The organism is Corynebacterium sp. NML 150383 (genome assembly GCF_002285085.1).
GTDB lineage: Bacteria > Actinomycetota > Actinomycetes > Mycobacteriales > Mycobacteriaceae > Corynebacterium > Corynebacterium gottingense.
In genome coordinates this window covers 244829-259697 of sequence record NZ_NSGK01000001.1, presented here as the reverse complement: position 1 = coordinate 259697, position 14869 = coordinate 244829, and the positions used below count along the sequence as shown (strand labels likewise).

Genomic DNA, 14869 nt, shown 5'->3' with positions numbered 1-14869 from the left:
CGTCATGCTGCAGATGAAGGATAGTCACACCAGCACAACGTGACACCAGAATAACACGGATGAGCGGCCCAGAGCGTGACTGAGCGCTGTGAAGTTGTAGTTATGTGAAACGTGGTGGTCCAGTTCAACATATAGTGCTCTGCCGTAATTACTCTTCTGATATTGATCAATTTGGGGCTGCGCGTTCAGGTATAAGGAATCGGTTATCCATTAAACTCTCTAAAGCTGGATCTGGAGCGACCTTGTTTATGGGGAGTAACTTGCGCGACTGGAGGCGTGTCCCGTGAGGACTAGAGCAGGCTACATTGACCGAAGTAAGCTGAAGAACTGGGCCGATACTCGTAATTCGGAGTCTGAACTCCCGCGTCTGGTTCGTCGTCTCATCCTTGAAACGACACCGGGGTTGGTCCAGCTAGGGATGCCCGCAGGCGACGGCGTGGCAGCAGGGGATTGGGACGGTTCTGTTCGGGCAACCGAAGCGACGGCTTGGGTTCCAGATGGTTTGTCGGTATGGGAGTTGTCGGTTAATTCCAGCCCTAACAAGAAGGCCGATGAGGACTATTCTAAGCGAACAGACACTCCAGACGGCACACGGACCGCTGAATGCACCTATATCGAAGTGATCCTGCGCACTTGGACGGCACGGGACAAGTGGGCTACAAATAAGCGAAACAACCAGGTCTGGAGAGACGTCAAGGCTTTCGGGCTTGATGATATCGAGACCTGGCTTGAGGCCGCCCCAATTACATGGGCGTGGCTGTCGGAAGAACTGGGGCTTTCTCCATACGGACTTCGCACCGGTCTGACCTGGTGGCGAGATTGGGCAGCACAAACGAATCCAACATTGATACCGAAAGTTGTGCTCGCCGGTCGAACTGACACTGCCAAGGATCTTGAAGACCGGCTTGGTTCATCCGGCTCCGTCACTACGATTGCTGGCGCCTCGATGGAGGAAGTATGCGCCTTCATCGCTGCGATCGCCGTCAACCTTGATGACCAGGGCAGCGGCCAGATGCTCGCACGGCTCGCATTCGTCGACGACATATCCACATGGAGGCAGTTGACAACCTCGTCCCAACCGCTCGTCTTGGTCCCTCGCAGGCCCGAGTTGGCAAGCGAGATCCCCGCAGGTACTGTGCACAACTTTTGTGTGCCGGTTGTCTCCAACGAAGGTGCCGACGTCACACTTCCAGCGTTGGATGCTGCTGAGGCAGCAGTCGCGCTGACGAGCGCCGGAGTCACAGATAGAGATAGGGCCGATGAGCTCGGTAGGCTCGCACGGCGAAGCTTGACCGGTCTGCGGCGAAACTTGGCTGTAAAGGCCGTCCTGCATCGACCGACCTGGGCTGATGCGAGTCCGTCCCGAAACTTCCGATCAATCCTGTTGGTTGGCTCCTGGGGAGACAATGCAGAAGGGGATCGTTCGATCCTCGAGGCGCTCACGGGAACCGACTACGAGTCGTTTAGAGAGGCGATCACAGGAACAGCCGACAATCCTACCGATCCTCTGGTAATCCGCACTGGCGAAGCTTGGCATCTTGTCTCACCGGTGGATGCTTGGATGCTGTTGGTGCCGAAGCTGACTCACGATGACATGAAGCGGTTCGAGACCATCGTCGAGAGGGTCTTCGCAGAGGATGATCCGGCCCTCGACCTACCGCGGGATCAACGGTGGAGAGCATCGATTGATGGCAAAACCCGTCGCTACTCCGGTGACCTCCGCCGCGGCCTCGCTCAGTCGCTCGCTCTATTGGGAATGTACGGCGAAACTGTCGTCTTGTCGGGTGGAGTATCAGGGTCAGATTTCGCAAACTATCTGGTTGGGAAGCTACTCGAATGGGCGTCGACAGATGATACCGGGCGAGCGTGGCAATCATTAGCTGACATCTTGCCCCTCCTCGCTGAGGCCGGGCCGGACGCCTTCCTCGATGCGGTCAGTGCAGCAACAGCGGGCGATGCCCCTCTATTGGCCACCATGTTCCAGGACAACGCCGACGAATCGGGAATCTTCTCGGGCGGAACTCCCCACAGCAATCTGCTGTGGGCGCTCGAGTGCGTGTCCTGGTCCTCTGATCATTTCGGACGTGCTGTCGATCTCCTGGCACGCCTTGACGAGATCGATCCGGGTGGTCGGCTGGCTAACCGTCCCGCGGCCTCTTTGGCTGCAATGTTCCGCCCGTGGCATCCAGATAGCTCTGTCGATCCTGACCGGCGACTTATTGTCCTCGACACGTTGCGCCGAAGACGCCCTGGCGTCGCCTGGAAGTTGGAGTGCAGCATGCTTCCTGAGGGGCACGGGACACATTTCCCGATTAGTACACCTGCGTTCCGAACTTGGAGGCCGGACAAACTATCTGTGACATACGGCGAATTCTGGAAGATGACGACCGCCGCGGTAGAGCGTTGCATCGAAGATGCTGGTCAGGATGCGCAGCGCTGGTCAACGATCCTTTCTCACACGGCAGAGTTACCACCAGCAGACCGAGCGCGAGTGGTGGATGCTCTCGAATCGATGGCCGACCAGCCGCGGTTTACGGCTGACTTTCGAGAAGCGGTGTGGCGAACCCTGGTGGACCTCATCGGCCGTCATCGCAAGTTTCCGGATGCTGCCTGGACACTTCCCGACGAGGAACTCGGCAAGCTCGACGCACTGGCAGCGCGCTACCAGCCGAGGTCTGCGTATGTCCGACTGATCGGACTCTTTCAATCATGGACTCCGTATATCGGCGCTCACAAACAAGATGATTATGAAGCCTTTGAACGTGAGCTCGGGCGCCGACGCGTCCAAGCCGTAGAGAAGATCGAGGCCGAGGGCGGTTTTGACGCCATCACGAGACTGGCACGAGACGCGTCGGTGCCGGGGGCCGTTGGTATCGCCTTGGCGAAAATCGGCTCGTCGCACGATGATGAGTTGCTCGGTTGGTTGACGTCTGCCGACCAGGATCTCGCCAGCACCGCGATGTCGTATTTCTCGACTCGCTATTCCCTAGAAGGTTTCGCTCTGATCACAGACTTCCTTGAACAGAGCGATCTTACGGTCGATCAACGTGTTCGACTCCTGCTTGTCGCGCGCGACAACCTCGCGGAGGTATGGGCTCTGGTTGATACGGACCCGGATCTTGAGGCCCGGTACTGGAGGGCATTCCAGACAATCGGCTTGGGGCAAGACATTGACAAGATCGACGAGATTGCTGAGCACTTGATCCAAGTTGGCCGCCACGCCGACGTTGTACATCTCATGAGCATGTACACCCACATCGACAAGGACGGTCCGCGTCCCCAGGTAGCGAAACTCATTGTGCGAGCACTGGACGGGCTCCTGGCAGATCAAACTCCATCTGCCGCTGCTCGTGATCTATCGTCCTATGATTTTCAGCGGCTCTTCGCCTACCTCGAAGCTATGCGCGAGCACCTTGAGCCTGGCTGCCTTGTTCGACTACAGTGGTCGTACCTTCCGGCGCTCGGCTATGACGCGAGAGTCCCAGCGCTATCCGAAAGCTTAGCTGCCGACCCTGCAAAATTCGTCGAGATCGTGTGCACTGTTTACCGTGCCCGGCCGAGCGGCGAGGACGAAGAAGGCGCCGAGGACCCGGCTGGCGAAGAACAACACGACGCTTCCCTGGCAACCAATGCGTACCGCTTACTCAATGCATGGGACACACCGCCCGGCCTCGTCGATGGCGTCATGAATGCCGAGGTGCTTCGAGCCTGGCTTGATCGAGCTATGGAGCTCCTGGCTGAACGAGGCCGGACCGAGGTCGGCCTGCAGCAGATTGGCCAGGTTCTCGGCCACACCCCACCAGACGCTGACGGCACCTGGCCGGGCAACGTCGTGCGGGATCTCATTGAAGAAGTGCAGCTTGATCACATTGAGACCGGTTTGTGCCTCTATATCCTTAATAGTCGTGGAGTTACTAGTCGCGGCTTGGAAGACGGCGGCGAGCAGGAGCTCAGGCTTGCTGCGGACTATCGAGTCAAGGCCCAAGCATTCGCCGACATCGCGCCTCGAGTGGCTGGTTTGTTTAGGAGAATCGCTGCCTCGTACGAAAACGACGCACGACGGAACGAGGAGGACGCAGAACGTTTCCGGCGCGGGCTGCACTGAGCGGCATAAATCGCGTCACACAGCGAGTTTGCAGGACACTGTGAGCTGGAGTGTGTATGCACATCGCTCGAGACGTTATAAGAATATGGAATGTGGTCGAGTCCAAGTTCAACGTGTAACGCGGGGTGGAGAAGCTCCCCCTGCACGTTACTTCTGAAACTGCTGACCTTTCGATCGCAGTCATTGAGCCCCGTGGCCGACAACAGGTTCGAGTCGATCCAGCTAGCTGGCCTGCTGGATGAGGATAAGCTCGCGGGCGGCATGCGCGTGAAGCTGACCATTCTCGATGGGGAGTTTATGGAGGGATGATCGATTGGCTGAGCATCACACGGCCATCGTCGTCGGTGGTGGCCAGTCCGGCCTAGCTACGGCATACTACCTGCGGCGCTTCAAAGCGGACTTCTTGATCTTGGACAATCAAGAGGAACCCGGCGGAGCGTGGTTGCACACGTGGCCTTCACTGACGCTTTTCTCGGCCGCGGAGTTCTCCAATCTGCCTGGCTGGCCTATGCCGCGATACCCGGGGTATCCGCCGGCACGCCATGTCATCGACTATCTGGAAAGCTACGAACGACGGTACGACCTCCCGGTTAGGCGCCCAGTGCACGTTCGCAGCGTTTCTCTTGATGGTGGGGTGTTCCATCTGGACACGTCTGCCGGTCAGTTCACAGCAGAGCACGTTGTCGCGGCCACAGGCACGTGGTCCGCGCCCTTCGTGCCCCACTATCCCGGCACCTTCCGCGGACGCCAGTGGCACTCGTCGAACTACCCCGGTCCCGAACCATTCCGCGGCGCGAAGGTCGCGGTGGTCGGTGGGGCGAACTCGGGTGCCCAGATCGCTGCCGACCTCATCGGGACGTCGGAGGTCACATGGTTCACGCTTGAGGAGCCTCGCTGGATGCCTGATGATGTCGATGGCCGTGATCTTTTCTTACGCAGCCGCCGTCGGATTCTCGGCGGTGATTCCGGCCCGACCCTCGGGGATATTGTCGCGCTTCCTCATCTACGTGAGCTCCGCAACTCCGGTCAGCTCACCGCTACCCCCATCTTCGATAACCTGAGCGAGCTCGACCACGACCACCTGATTTGGTGCACGGGTTTCCGTCCGGCTCTCGGCCCATTCCGCCACCTCATGCGCGGCCGCGAAACCGCGGTGAAGAATCTGCATCTAGTTGGTTACGGCAACTGGACCGGCGAGGGCTCGGCAACTCTAATGGGTGTGGGGCCCTTTGCCAAACACACTGCCCAGGCGGTCGCGGGCCGTGTCGATGAAGCTCGGCACCAAAAGTTCTGAGATGACGCTTGGTCCCTGAGCAGCTCGATCCTTCCAAGATCCGCGTTGGAGAGCCAGCGCGCTGGGCGAAGGCGTGTCTCAGCGCTTCGCTTGCGCAGCCCGCAGGCCGTTCAAAATCACGATGACTTCGGCGACCTCGTGAACCAACACGACGGCGGCCAGGCCCAGCACGCCGCTGATCGCCAGCGGCATCAACACGATGATGATGGCCAGAGACAGCACGATGTTTTGGTTGATGATCCTGCTGCCTCGGCGGGCGTGCTGCAGCGCTTGCGGGATCAGCCGGAGGTCGTGGCCGGTGAAGGCGACGTCAGCGGACTCGATCGCGGCGTCAGAGCCGGTCGCTCCCATCGCGATGCCCACCGTCGCGCCCGCCAGTGCCGGTGCGTCGTTGATGCCGTCGCCGATCATCGCCGTCGGCGTCTTGGAGGAGAGTTCGGCGACAATGCTCGCCTTGTCCTCGGGTCGCAGCTCGGCGCGCACGTCGTCGATTCCGGCGATTTCAGCCAGCGCCCGGGCGGTGCGAGTGTTGTCACCGGTGAGCATGCTTACTTCCACGTCGTTGGCGTGCAGGGCCTGCACGGCTTCGGGCACCTCGGGCCGCAACTCGTCGCGGACCCCGATCGCCCCAGCGAGAGCGTCATCGACGGTGACCAGGACGCAGGTCTGGCCCTCGGACTCCATGCGCTCAACGTCTGCCTTCAACGGCCCGGCGTCGATCCACCGGGGGCTGCCCACCAGCACCCGTCGACCTTCGACGGTGCCGCTGATGCCGTGCCCGGCTTCCTCGCTGATGTCCAGGGCGGCGGGCGCTTCGGGCCCCGCTGCCGCGATCGCCGCGGCGAGGGGGTGCGTCGATTGCTGCTCAATTGCCGCCGCGAAGGCAAGCACCTGCGCCTGATCGAATCCCCCTGCCGGGACTACGCCGGTAACTTCGGGCTGGTTGCGGGTCAGGGTTCCGGTCTTGTCCACCGCCAAGTGACGGATGCCGCCGAGCCGCTCGAACGCCGCGCCGGACTTGATGACCACGCCAAACTGGCTGGCCGCGCCGATCGCGGCCACGACCGTCAGCGGCACGGAGATTGCCAGCGCGCACGGTGACGCTGCGACCAGGACTACCAACGCACGGGTGATCCACGTCTCGGGGTCGCCCAGCAGCGAGCCGATCACGCCGACCAGCACCGCCAGGATCATCACCCCGGGAACTAGAGGTTGGGCAATCCGGTCGGCGATCCGGGCGCGGTCGCCCTTTTCCGCCTGCGCCTGCTCGACCAGGTCCACGAGTGTGGTCAGCGAGTTGTCCGTTCCAGCTGCGGTCGTCTCGACCTCCAGCACACCGGCGGAGTTGATCGCTCCCGCGGGGACCTCGTCACCGGGCGCGACCTCCTCCGGAATGGATTCTCCGGTGATCGCTGAGGTGTCAAGGCTGGAGCGCCCAGACCGAATGATGCCGTCCGTGGCGATCCGCTCCCCGGGGCGCACGAGCATCAGCTCGCGAGCCACGAGGTCCTTCGCTGCGACCTCGACCGCCGTGCCGTCGCGTAGCACTGTCGCGGTCTGCGGTACCAACTTCAACAGTGCCCGCAGTCCGCCCTGGGCCCGGTCCATCGCCTTGTCTTCCAGTGCCTCGGCGATCGAGTATAGGAACGCTAGCGCCGCGGCCTCTCCGACGAAGCCGAGGATCACCGCGCCGACCGCGCTGATCGTCATCAGCAAGCCAATGCCGAGCTTGCGCTTCATGACCAGGTTCCGTATTGCGCCGGGCGCGAAGGTATACGCCCCTAGCAGCAGGCCGACCCAGAACAGTACTGTTGCGGGTGTCTCTAGCCCGGACCAGTCCAGCGCCAGGCCTATGCAGAGGGCTACGCCGGAGAAGATTGGCAGTAGCAATTCGGGGTCCTTCCACCATGGCCGATCGAGCTCTTCGATCTCCTTGGCGGGTTCGTGTTCGCACCCACACGCCGAGCTCATGCGTCCGCTCCCTTCTCGCCGCAGCCGGGCACGGAGCACTCAGGGTCGATGCAGGGGGCGTTTTCATCGACAGCCAACGTCGCGTTCACCAGCGCGTCGAGCGCTGCCGCGAGGTGCGGATCGGCGATTTCGTAGCGGGTCTTGCGGCCCTCTGGCTCGGCGACGACGATGCCGCAGTCGCGCAGGCAGGTCAGGTGGTTCGAGACGTTCGAGCGGGTTAGGTCCAGGTCGCGCGAAAGCACGGCCGGGTAGCTCGGGCCGTCAAGTAGGGTCATCAGGATTCTGGAACGCGTCGGATCCGCCATGGCCCGGCCGAGCCGGTTCATGACGTCGAGGCGTGAAGCAATAGTCAGCATGTGCTGAACAATACACGGTACGCTGAACTATTCAACGTAGACTGTACTGACAGTTACGCGAAGGTCATGTGACCTGCAAGAATTAGTCGATGGGGTAGCCGATGACTAGTCCTTTGCGGTTTGGCTGGCACCCCAAGACGGGGGTGACGCGGGTGGCGAAGTTCTCCAGAATCTTCACGTTGGCGTCCACGCCCATCCCGCAAAACCAATGCGTGTTTCCGTGCGCCCCATATGTTCTCTGTGTACTGACGCAAATTACTGTTTTTTGATTGTTGCAGGCTAACGAGAAAGTAACTTTGCAACGACATACCGTGGAGTTCAAATTTAACGTGTAGCTAGGCTTCGGGGTTGCCCACGCAGAATTCGTTGCCTTCGGGATCCTGCATGACAGTCCACACCAATCCCGGCGCCTCGTGGGTAGTGAGTTCGGTAGCGCCTAGGTCTTTGAGGCGTTCGATAAAAGTTTCGCGCTCCGCCCCGCCAACGTCGATGTGCATGCGGTTTTTCCCAGGTGTCGGATCCTTAACGCGCTGAAATCCCAGCGCCGGGGTGGAATCAACCATCACAAAATCGCCGTAATCCGCGGCGATTTCGCAACCGGTTGCGGCGGACCAAAACTCGGCGAGCTTTGAGGGATCGTTGCAGTCGAAGGTGATCTGCCGGATCGTGAAATTGGGATCGCTCATGAGCATCATTTTAGGGGCGGGGCTTAAAATGCGCTGTCTGGTGTACGAGCGGAGTTAGAGCCTTCCGGCCTAATGGAGTGTTTTGTATCGCGAGGTTTTCTCCCGCGAGAAAGTAGGAACTCGATCTCGTAGCCATTTTCGGCTTCGGTGCCCCAAGTATCAACCTGATCTTCACTGATCGGCTTCCCTTGTATTGTCTTCACGGTAGTCACCGTAATGCGGAAACGGTGTTGTTGCGTGGGGTGGGAGTGTACTTGCATTCGGGTACGCTAAAGCTTAACGTTGTGCGTTATTGACGCTTTGCGTTATGGGGGGGGTAGGGTAAGGCATGATCCAGTCGTTCGGGAACCGAGAGACCGAGCTGGTATTCCTGCGTGAACCAGTTCCGAAACTGGATCCTCGGATCCATAAGTCGGCGAACAAGAAGCTCCACCAGCTCGACGCTGCTGTATCCCTTGACGCTCTTCGCGTACCGCCCGGGAATCGCCTAGAGGCTCTCAAGGGAGATAGGAAAGGGACGTTTAGTATCCGAGTGAATGACCAGTGGAGAATTACATTCCGCTGGAAGGGCGCAGGGCCCGAACATGTGACCATTGAGGACTACCACTAAGGAATGCCATGTCGAACAAGCTGTACCCGCCGATTCATCCTGGGGAGATTCTCTTAGATGACTTCATTGAGGGATTCGGAATCACTCAGCACAAGCTTGCTGTGTCTATCGGGGTTCCGCCCCGTCGTATTAACGAGATTGTGCACGGCAAACGTGGAATCACGGCTGACACCGCTCTTAGGCTCGGAAAATATTTTGGGGTGGAGCCGATATTCTGGATGAATCTGCAGAACCAGTATGAGATTGAGCTGGCGGAAGATAAGGCCCTCGCCGAGATCGAGCAGATTCAACCGATCCAAGCTGTCTCGGCGTAGCGCCTAATCCACGTCCCCGGAGCCTATCGGGACGTATCGCGCGAGGGAATCCAGCTGCTGCGCCACGTTGCGCTCGAAGGCGTCGCCGACGTAGATGTCGAAGTGCCCGCCGGGCTGCATGCGAACCTCTCCCCTCGGGGCCTTCCGCACGTGCCGCAGGGTGGGGCGCGGCGGCGCCAGCGAATCGTCCTCGCACACCGCGAGGTGCGCGGGGCACTGGATTTTGCGGGCGTCGCGGCCGGGGAAGTAGCGCACGATGTCGGCGCCGAAGCGGGCGGTGATGCCCGACGGCGTCTGGTCTCCAGGTGGGATCAGTGCTTCGATGCCGGCGAGCGCGGCGATCTTGGCCAACACCTTCGGCGGGAGCGCAAATGTCGATGCGAACCCGTTGGTGAACGGGCACTGGGAAATCACGGCCGCAACCCGCGGGTCGCGTGCGGCGGTGCGGATGGCGTGCCCGCCGGCGAACGAGGTGCCCCACAGGACGATCCGGTCCGGATCGACGCCGTCGAGCTGCCGTGCGTATGTAATTGCGTTGCGCCAATCCTCCAGTTGGCGGCGCACCTAAAGCAGCTGCCGCGGCTCGCCTGCGCTGGCACCGAAGTGCCTGTAGTCGAACACCAGGCAGCGGTAGCCGGCGCTGCTGAAGCGTTCGGCGAAGGCGTCGAGACGCATCTGGCGCACCCCGCCGAGGCCGTGCGCCATCACAGGCATCGGCGAGCCGAGTCGGGGACAGACAGCCACGCGGCGCAGGAGCCGCCCCCGGAGGGGAAGGGCACGTCGGTTCTTGGCATAACGCGAGTCTATGGCGAGCGCTAGGGAATCTGGGGGCGCCGCCTCGTGGACTTGAGTTCTGAGCGCCGCATCTTCGCCTCTCGATGGCGCCGCACCGAGCCCCGCGTTGGCTTCGTTGTGCGACGCGGGGGAGGCGGCGGGGCGAGCGCCTCGCGCAAGAGCGCAGCCAGGCGGCGACGTGCCTCACTGCGGTTACGAATCTGCGATCGTTGCGTCGACGCGCTCACGGTAAGCACGGTGCCGTCAAGACGGTGTTCGAGGTTGCGCAAGATGCGGTGACGTTGGGCGTCGGTAAGCGATGCGCACGCAGCAATGTCGAGGGAAAGCTGGACCTTGCTGTCGGTGGTGTTGACGCCCTGGCCGCCCGGCCCCGATGATCGTGCAAACCGCTCCGTTAGATCGGTGGCAGCGATGACCGCGCCACCGGGGATCCCCGGGCCGGGGGCGATAGTCAGGTCGTTCATGTCACCCACCCTACGTTTGCACTGGCGTCTATGAAGAATGGTGAGCCTGCCGTGAGCACGATTAATCGCGGTAGATCTCGCGGCGATGGCCTATTGAAAGCACCTCGATTGTGATTGTGCCTTCGTTGATGAGGGCGAGGATTCGGTACGCGCCGACGCGATAGCGCCACTCTCCGGTGTGATTCGCGGAGAGCCCTTTCCCGAATGCTCGTGGGTCGGTGCAGCCCTCCAAGTTGTCTTTGATCCAGGAGGCGATGAGTCGTGCATCAAAGCGGTCCATCTTTTTGAGTTGCTTGCGTGCGCGGGCCGTGAATTCGACTTTGTAGTGGCCGGACGGTGTGGTCATCGGGAGCGCTACTGATCGAGGTCGGCCAGGATGTCATCAAGGCTGAACCGCTCACCGGTGTCGTGAGCGAGAGCGTCGCGAAGCTCCTGTACATCGTGCGCGTCTTCGATTTTCTCCAAGATCGCAGTGCGGGCGAAGTCGGAAAGAGTGACTCCTTCGAAGCGTGCGTACTTGCGCACGAGCTCCGCATCGTTGTCATCCATCCGGATCGTCATCGTTGCCATGGTTGCCCCCTTGGTGAGTTTGAATACAGTGTATTCAGTAGTTGAGCATCGCGCAATGGTTGGAGTGCTCGAACTGCGCAAGACGAGCAGCACACGTCATACCTCGCCACATCCGCCTAGCGTGGGATGCTCGGACATGAACACACAGAACCACTAAGGAGCAAGAGGGAAACGCGCATGAACGAACAGGCAAAGTTAGAGCGAGTCTTCGCCTACCCGTTCGGCGACATCTACGGCAACTACGTTGCAAAGGTGGAGTGCAAGGGCCACACACGCGAGGAACTCGATGACGTCCTCGGCTGGTTCACGCTCCTTGAACCGAACGAGCTGCGGGCCGCCGCGGACTCGGGAAAGACGCTGCGCGAATTCTTCGCCGATCTCACGCTCACCCCGAATGCTGACCTGATCACCGGCAAGGTGTGCGGGGTGCGCGTGGAGGAGGTCGAGGATGAGCTCATGCGCCAGATCCGCATGATGGACTTGCTGGTCGACGAGCTCGCCCGCGGCAAGAAGATGGAAAACATCAAGCGCGGCGAGTAGGTGAATAAAGGACCTGACCCGCTTAGACGGGGCAGATGACGGGGACGCCGGAGTCGCTGAGGATCTTGGCGCGGATGCCGTAGACCTCATCGAGCAGGTCCGGGGTGAGCACCTCGGTCGGTGGACCCTGCGTGACGCGCTGCCCGGCCTTCATGACGAGGAGCTCGTCGCAGTAGCGGGCCGCGAGGTTGAGGTCGTGGATTGCCACAATTGCCAGCTTGTTGGTACCGGCGATCTCCTCGCGGATCAGTCGCAGGACTTCCACTTGGTGGCGGAGGTCGAGGGCGGAGGTGGGCTCGTCGAGAAGCAAAATGCTCGGTTCGCGCACGAGCATCTGCGCAATGCCGACGAGCTGACGCTGGCCGCCGGACATCGCGGTGATCATGCGGTCGGAGAGGTGTGAGATGTTGAGGCGGTGCATGACGCGCGCGGTGGCGTCGACGGGGTCACCGCTTGTGCTGCCGCCGTGGTTGGCGGAGATCATGATGGATTCAAACGCCGTGAGCGACGCGCCGGAGAGGAGGTCTTGGGGGACGTAACCGACGTGGTTCGGGCGGTCCTTGTCCTTGACTTCCTGGCCGTCGATGGTGACGGTGCAGGAGCCGGAGGCGGCTTTCTTTACGCCGGCGAGTGTCTTCACCAGGGTGGACTTGCCGGCAGCGTTGGGCCCCAGCAGCCCGACGACTTTGCCGCCGTCGAGCGGGGCGAAACTCATGGCGTCGATGATGGTGTTGCGGCCGTACTGGACGGTGAGGTCATCAGCCTGAATAGTCATGGCGTTATCCTTTCCGCTGGGCGCGGGTGAAAATCAGGAAGACGAAGAACGGGACGCCGACGAGCGCGGTGATGATGCCGATCGGAATGGCCACCCCGGGGATGATGGACAGCGAGACCGCGTACGCGATGCTGAGCAGCATCGACCCGGCAGCTGCCGCGGCGGGGAGGAAGAACTTCTGGTCCTCGCCGACGAGCATGCGGGCGACGTGCGGGCCGACCAGCCCGATGAAACCGATGATGCCGGTGAACGCAACCGAGGCTGCGGCCAGCACAGAGGCGACGATGAGGGTGGTGATGCGCAGGCGCTGCACGTCGACGCCGAGCGCGGCGGCGCGGTCCTCTCCCAGGCGCAGCGCGGTGAGCCGCCACGCGTTGACGATGCAGAAGGGGATCGCGCAGACGATGACGGCGGCGAGGATGATGTTGGCGGTCCAGTTGGCGCGCTGCAGCGAGCCCATGGTCCAGAAGACGATCTGTTGCAGCGCCTCGGTGTTCGCGCCGTACTGCAGGAGTGAGAGGAGCGCCTGGAAGAGGAAGGACAGCGCGATGCCGAGCAGGATCATTGACTGCGCGTTCGCGCCCTTCCACACGGACGCCGCTGCGACAATAAGCGCCGCGATCAGTGCGGTGAGCGCGGCCATGGTCGCCAGGTTGAACTGTGGGTTGGGGATGAGGGCCCAGCCCATGACGATCGACACCGCGGCGCCGAATGCGGCCGCCGCAGAGATACCGAGGGTGAACGGCTCGGCCAGCGGGTTATCCAGAATGGTCTGCATCTGCCCGCCCGCGAGGCCCAGCGCGGCGCCCACGAGGACGGCCATCACGGCCGCGGGCAGCCGCAGCGTCCGGATGACGGTCCGCGTCTGGTCGTCGACGCTTTCCGGGTTGAAGACGGCGTTCCAGACGTCGGCAAGCGACAGGTTCAGCGGGCCGACGATGATGGCGATGAGGAAGCTCACCGCCGCCGCGATAATCAGGCCCACGATCGCAAGTGCTTTTCGACGCCCACGCTTCCGGTACGAACGAATCGCGTCGTTCCGGGCGGTTCCCGCCGAGGCCTGGGCGTCTGCCCCGGTGCGCTCTGCGCCGTTGGGGTCGATCTGTCGAAGGGCTGTTGAAGTGTTCATTTAAGAGGTTTCACTGTTGGGGTCTGCGAAAAACGCGCCACTGTATTCGAAGGGGAGGAAGTCCTTGTGGAACTGCTCGAAGTCTGCGGCCGGGTCCATGTCCTCGAACTCCTCCGGGTGGAGCCACTTGGCAAAGGCCTCGAGTGCGAACACGTTGAAGGGGTTGTCGTAGAACTGGTGGTACACGGCAAAGTAATTACCGTTCTTCGGCGCGTCAAGCAGGTCAATGCCCGGGATCTTCAGCGGGCCGGAGCAGGACTCGATCGCGGTCTGTTCGTCCGCTTGGTAGCCCAGCTCGACGTGGTGGTAGGACTCGGACTTCGACGGGTCGCTTGCCCACTCGCCACCGGTGACGATGAGCTTCTCGGGGTTGATCTCTACGAGCTTTTCTGGCGTCAGCTGGGTGGAATCCGTGCCGAGCACCTCCGGGCCGAGGTTGTGGCCGCCCGCGGCCGTGACCAGGGTGCCGAGGTGGACGTCGCCAGCGACAGAGCAGCAGTCTTGGAAGCCGGCCGCGGTCCACACCAGCGTGTCTGGGCGGTCCTCGATGTTGGCTACGCGGTCTGTAATCGTCTTCACCTTCTCGTCGTAGAAGGCGTTGAACTTCTCCGCGCGCTCCTGCTGGCCCAAGAGCTCGCCCAGCATGGTCATCGATACGGTGGTATTTTCCAGCGGCTTCTGGCGGAAGTCGATGAACGCGTACTTGATCCCCAGCGCGTCGAGGTTGGAGAGGAAGCCGTTCTCCTCGCTTGCCTTCTTTTGGTCGAGCGTCATGATGATGACGTCCGGCTTTTGGGCGAGGAGGTTCTCAGCGGTGACGTCGCCCTTCTGGATGGAGCCGATCATCGGCATATCCTCGGCTTCGGGGTAGTCTTCGAGCAGCCTTTCCTGCAGTGCCGGGGCCGCCTTGTTGAGGTCGTCGCCGTACGCGACCACGTTGTTGAATGGGTTGTCCTGCAGGGCCGCGGTGGCGTACACCGCGCGGCCCTCGGCGAGCACGATTCGCTCGGGGCGCGCCTCGAAGTCGAGCGTGCGTCCGGCGGCGTCGGTGATGTGGACGGCGTCCGCGCTCCGCGCGGCGGACGAGGAGGCGTTCTGCGTCTCGGTCACCGCGGCGGTGTCGTCATCACTTCCGGAGCAGGCGGCGAGCCCGAGGACCGTGGCTGCGGAGACAAGGAGTGCTCCGGCGCGATGGAAAAGTTTCAACTGCAGGCCTTTCTTGCTTTAGGTAAGGCTCGCCTTTGCGAGCACTCCTTCTAA

General features: G+C 61.6%; 16 protein-coding genes and 1 pseudogene. 6 read left to right on the top strand and 11 right to left on the bottom strand.

Features of this window, described 5'->3' with window-relative positions; genetic code table 11:
* Positions 1-418: 418 nt before the first annotated feature.
* The 3 genes from CKJ85_RS01235 to CKJ85_RS01230 all read left to right on the top strand — a co-directional run bounded on the left by CKJ85_RS01235 (position 419) and on the right by CKJ85_RS01230 (position 5399).
* Entirely contained in the window at positions 419-4105 is a 3687-nt protein-coding gene (locus CKJ85_RS01235) for a hypothetical protein (RefSeq protein ID WP_143340117.1), read from the top strand.
* A 183-nt stretch (positions 4106-4288) separates the two neighbouring features.
* A complete protein-coding gene (locus CKJ85_RS12285) occupies positions 4289-4414 on the top strand; it encodes a hypothetical protein (protein WP_255395988.1) in 126 nt (41 codons plus the stop codon).
* Entirely contained in the window at positions 4392-5399 is a 1008-nt protein-coding gene (locus CKJ85_RS01230) for an NAD(P)-binding domain-containing protein (RefSeq protein WP_095535160.1), read from the top strand. The genes CKJ85_RS12285 and CKJ85_RS01230 overlap by 23 nt, the downstream gene beginning before the upstream one ends.
* A gap of 78 nt (positions 5400-5477) precedes the next feature.
* On the opposite strand, the gene CKJ85_RS01225 is transcribed toward CKJ85_RS01230, so the two are convergent.
* The 4 genes from CKJ85_RS01225 to CKJ85_RS01210 all read right to left on the bottom strand — a co-directional run bounded on the left by CKJ85_RS01225 (position 5478) and on the right by CKJ85_RS01210 (position 8412).
* Entirely contained in the window at positions 5478-7370 is a 1893-nt protein-coding gene (locus CKJ85_RS01225) for a cation-translocating P-type ATPase (RefSeq protein ID WP_095535159.1), read from the bottom strand.
* The gene (locus CKJ85_RS01220) at positions 7367-7726 is read right to left on the bottom strand and encodes a helix-turn-helix transcriptional regulator (RefSeq protein WP_070828718.1); all 360 of its coding nucleotides are present in this window, start codon (positions 7724-7726) and stop codon (positions 7367-7369) included. The genes CKJ85_RS01225 and CKJ85_RS01220 overlap by 4 nt, the downstream gene beginning before the upstream one ends.
* Before the next feature lie 82 nt (positions 7727-7808).
* Positions 7809-7916: an alkane 1-monooxygenase gene (locus tag CKJ85_RS01215; protein ID WP_233126900.1), complete on the bottom strand. Its 108-nt coding sequence runs from the start codon at positions 7914-7916 to the stop codon at positions 7809-7811.
* A 145-nt stretch (positions 7917-8061) separates the two neighbouring features.
* Entirely contained in the window at positions 8062-8412 is a 351-nt protein-coding gene (locus tag CKJ85_RS01210; RefSeq protein ID WP_095278920.1) for a VOC family protein, read from the bottom strand.
* A 328-nt stretch (positions 8413-8740) separates the two neighbouring features.
* Between CKJ85_RS01210 and CKJ85_RS01205 the strand changes: the two genes are divergently transcribed.
* Positions 8741-9022, top strand: a complete 282-nt coding sequence (locus CKJ85_RS01205) for a type II toxin-antitoxin system RelE/ParE family toxin (protein WP_095535158.1) — start codon at positions 8741-8743, stop codon at positions 9020-9022.
* Between the two features lie 8 nt (positions 9023-9030).
* Entirely contained in the window at positions 9031-9336 is a 306-nt protein-coding gene (locus CKJ85_RS01200) for a HigA family addiction module antitoxin (protein WP_095278919.1), read from the top strand.
* Between the two features lie 3 nt (positions 9337-9339).
* On the opposite strand, the pseudogene CKJ85_RS01195 reads toward CKJ85_RS01200, so the two are convergent.
* From CKJ85_RS01195 to relB, 4 genes and pseudogenes are all read right to left on the bottom strand, one after another.
* Positions 9340-10130 (bottom strand): annotated as a pseudogene (locus tag CKJ85_RS01195) (alpha/beta hydrolase).
* Between the two features lie 21 nt (positions 10131-10151).
* A complete protein-coding gene (arfB, locus tag CKJ85_RS01190; protein ID WP_095278927.1) occupies positions 10152-10595 on the bottom strand; it encodes an alternative ribosome rescue aminoacyl-tRNA hydrolase ArfB in 444 nt (147 codons plus the stop codon).
* A 61-nt stretch (positions 10596-10656) separates the two neighbouring features.
* A complete protein-coding gene (locus tag CKJ85_RS01185; RefSeq protein WP_095553174.1) occupies positions 10657-10941 on the bottom strand; it encodes a type II toxin-antitoxin system RelE/ParE family toxin in 285 nt (94 codons plus the stop codon).
* 8 nt (positions 10942-10949) lie between these two features.
* Positions 10950-11165, bottom strand: a complete 216-nt coding sequence (gene relB, locus CKJ85_RS01180; RefSeq protein ID WP_165765475.1) for a type II toxin-antitoxin system RelB family antitoxin — start codon at positions 11163-11165, stop codon at positions 10950-10952.
* 177 nt (positions 11166-11342) lie between these two features.
* Here relB and CKJ85_RS01175 point away from each other — a divergent pair, with 177 nt between their 5' ends.
* On the top strand, positions 11343-11705 hold the full coding sequence (locus tag CKJ85_RS01175; RefSeq protein ID WP_095553173.1) for a DUF2200 family protein: 363 nt from the start codon (positions 11343-11345) through the stop codon (positions 11703-11705).
* Between the two features lie 22 nt (positions 11706-11727).
* Here the strand turns inward: CKJ85_RS01175 and CKJ85_RS01170 are convergent, their stop codons facing one another.
* The 3 genes from CKJ85_RS01170 to CKJ85_RS01160 are packed head-to-tail and all read right to left on the bottom strand — an operon-like array spanning position 11728 to position 14815.
* Positions 11728-12480 carry an ABC transporter ATP-binding protein gene (locus tag CKJ85_RS01170; RefSeq protein WP_095278917.1) on the bottom strand — a complete coding sequence of 251 codons (753 nt, stop codon included), beginning with the start codon at positions 12478-12480 and terminating at the stop codon, positions 11728-11730.
* Positions 12481-12484: 4 nt separating this feature from the next.
* Positions 12485-13609 carry an iron ABC transporter permease gene (locus CKJ85_RS01165; protein WP_095553172.1) on the bottom strand — a complete coding sequence of 375 codons (1125 nt, stop codon included), beginning with the start codon at positions 13607-13609 and terminating at the stop codon, positions 12485-12487.
* A complete protein-coding gene (locus CKJ85_RS01160; protein WP_095553171.1) occupies positions 13610-14815 on the bottom strand; it encodes an ABC transporter substrate-binding protein in 1206 nt (401 codons plus the stop codon).
* Positions 14816-14869 lie beyond the last annotated feature (54 nt).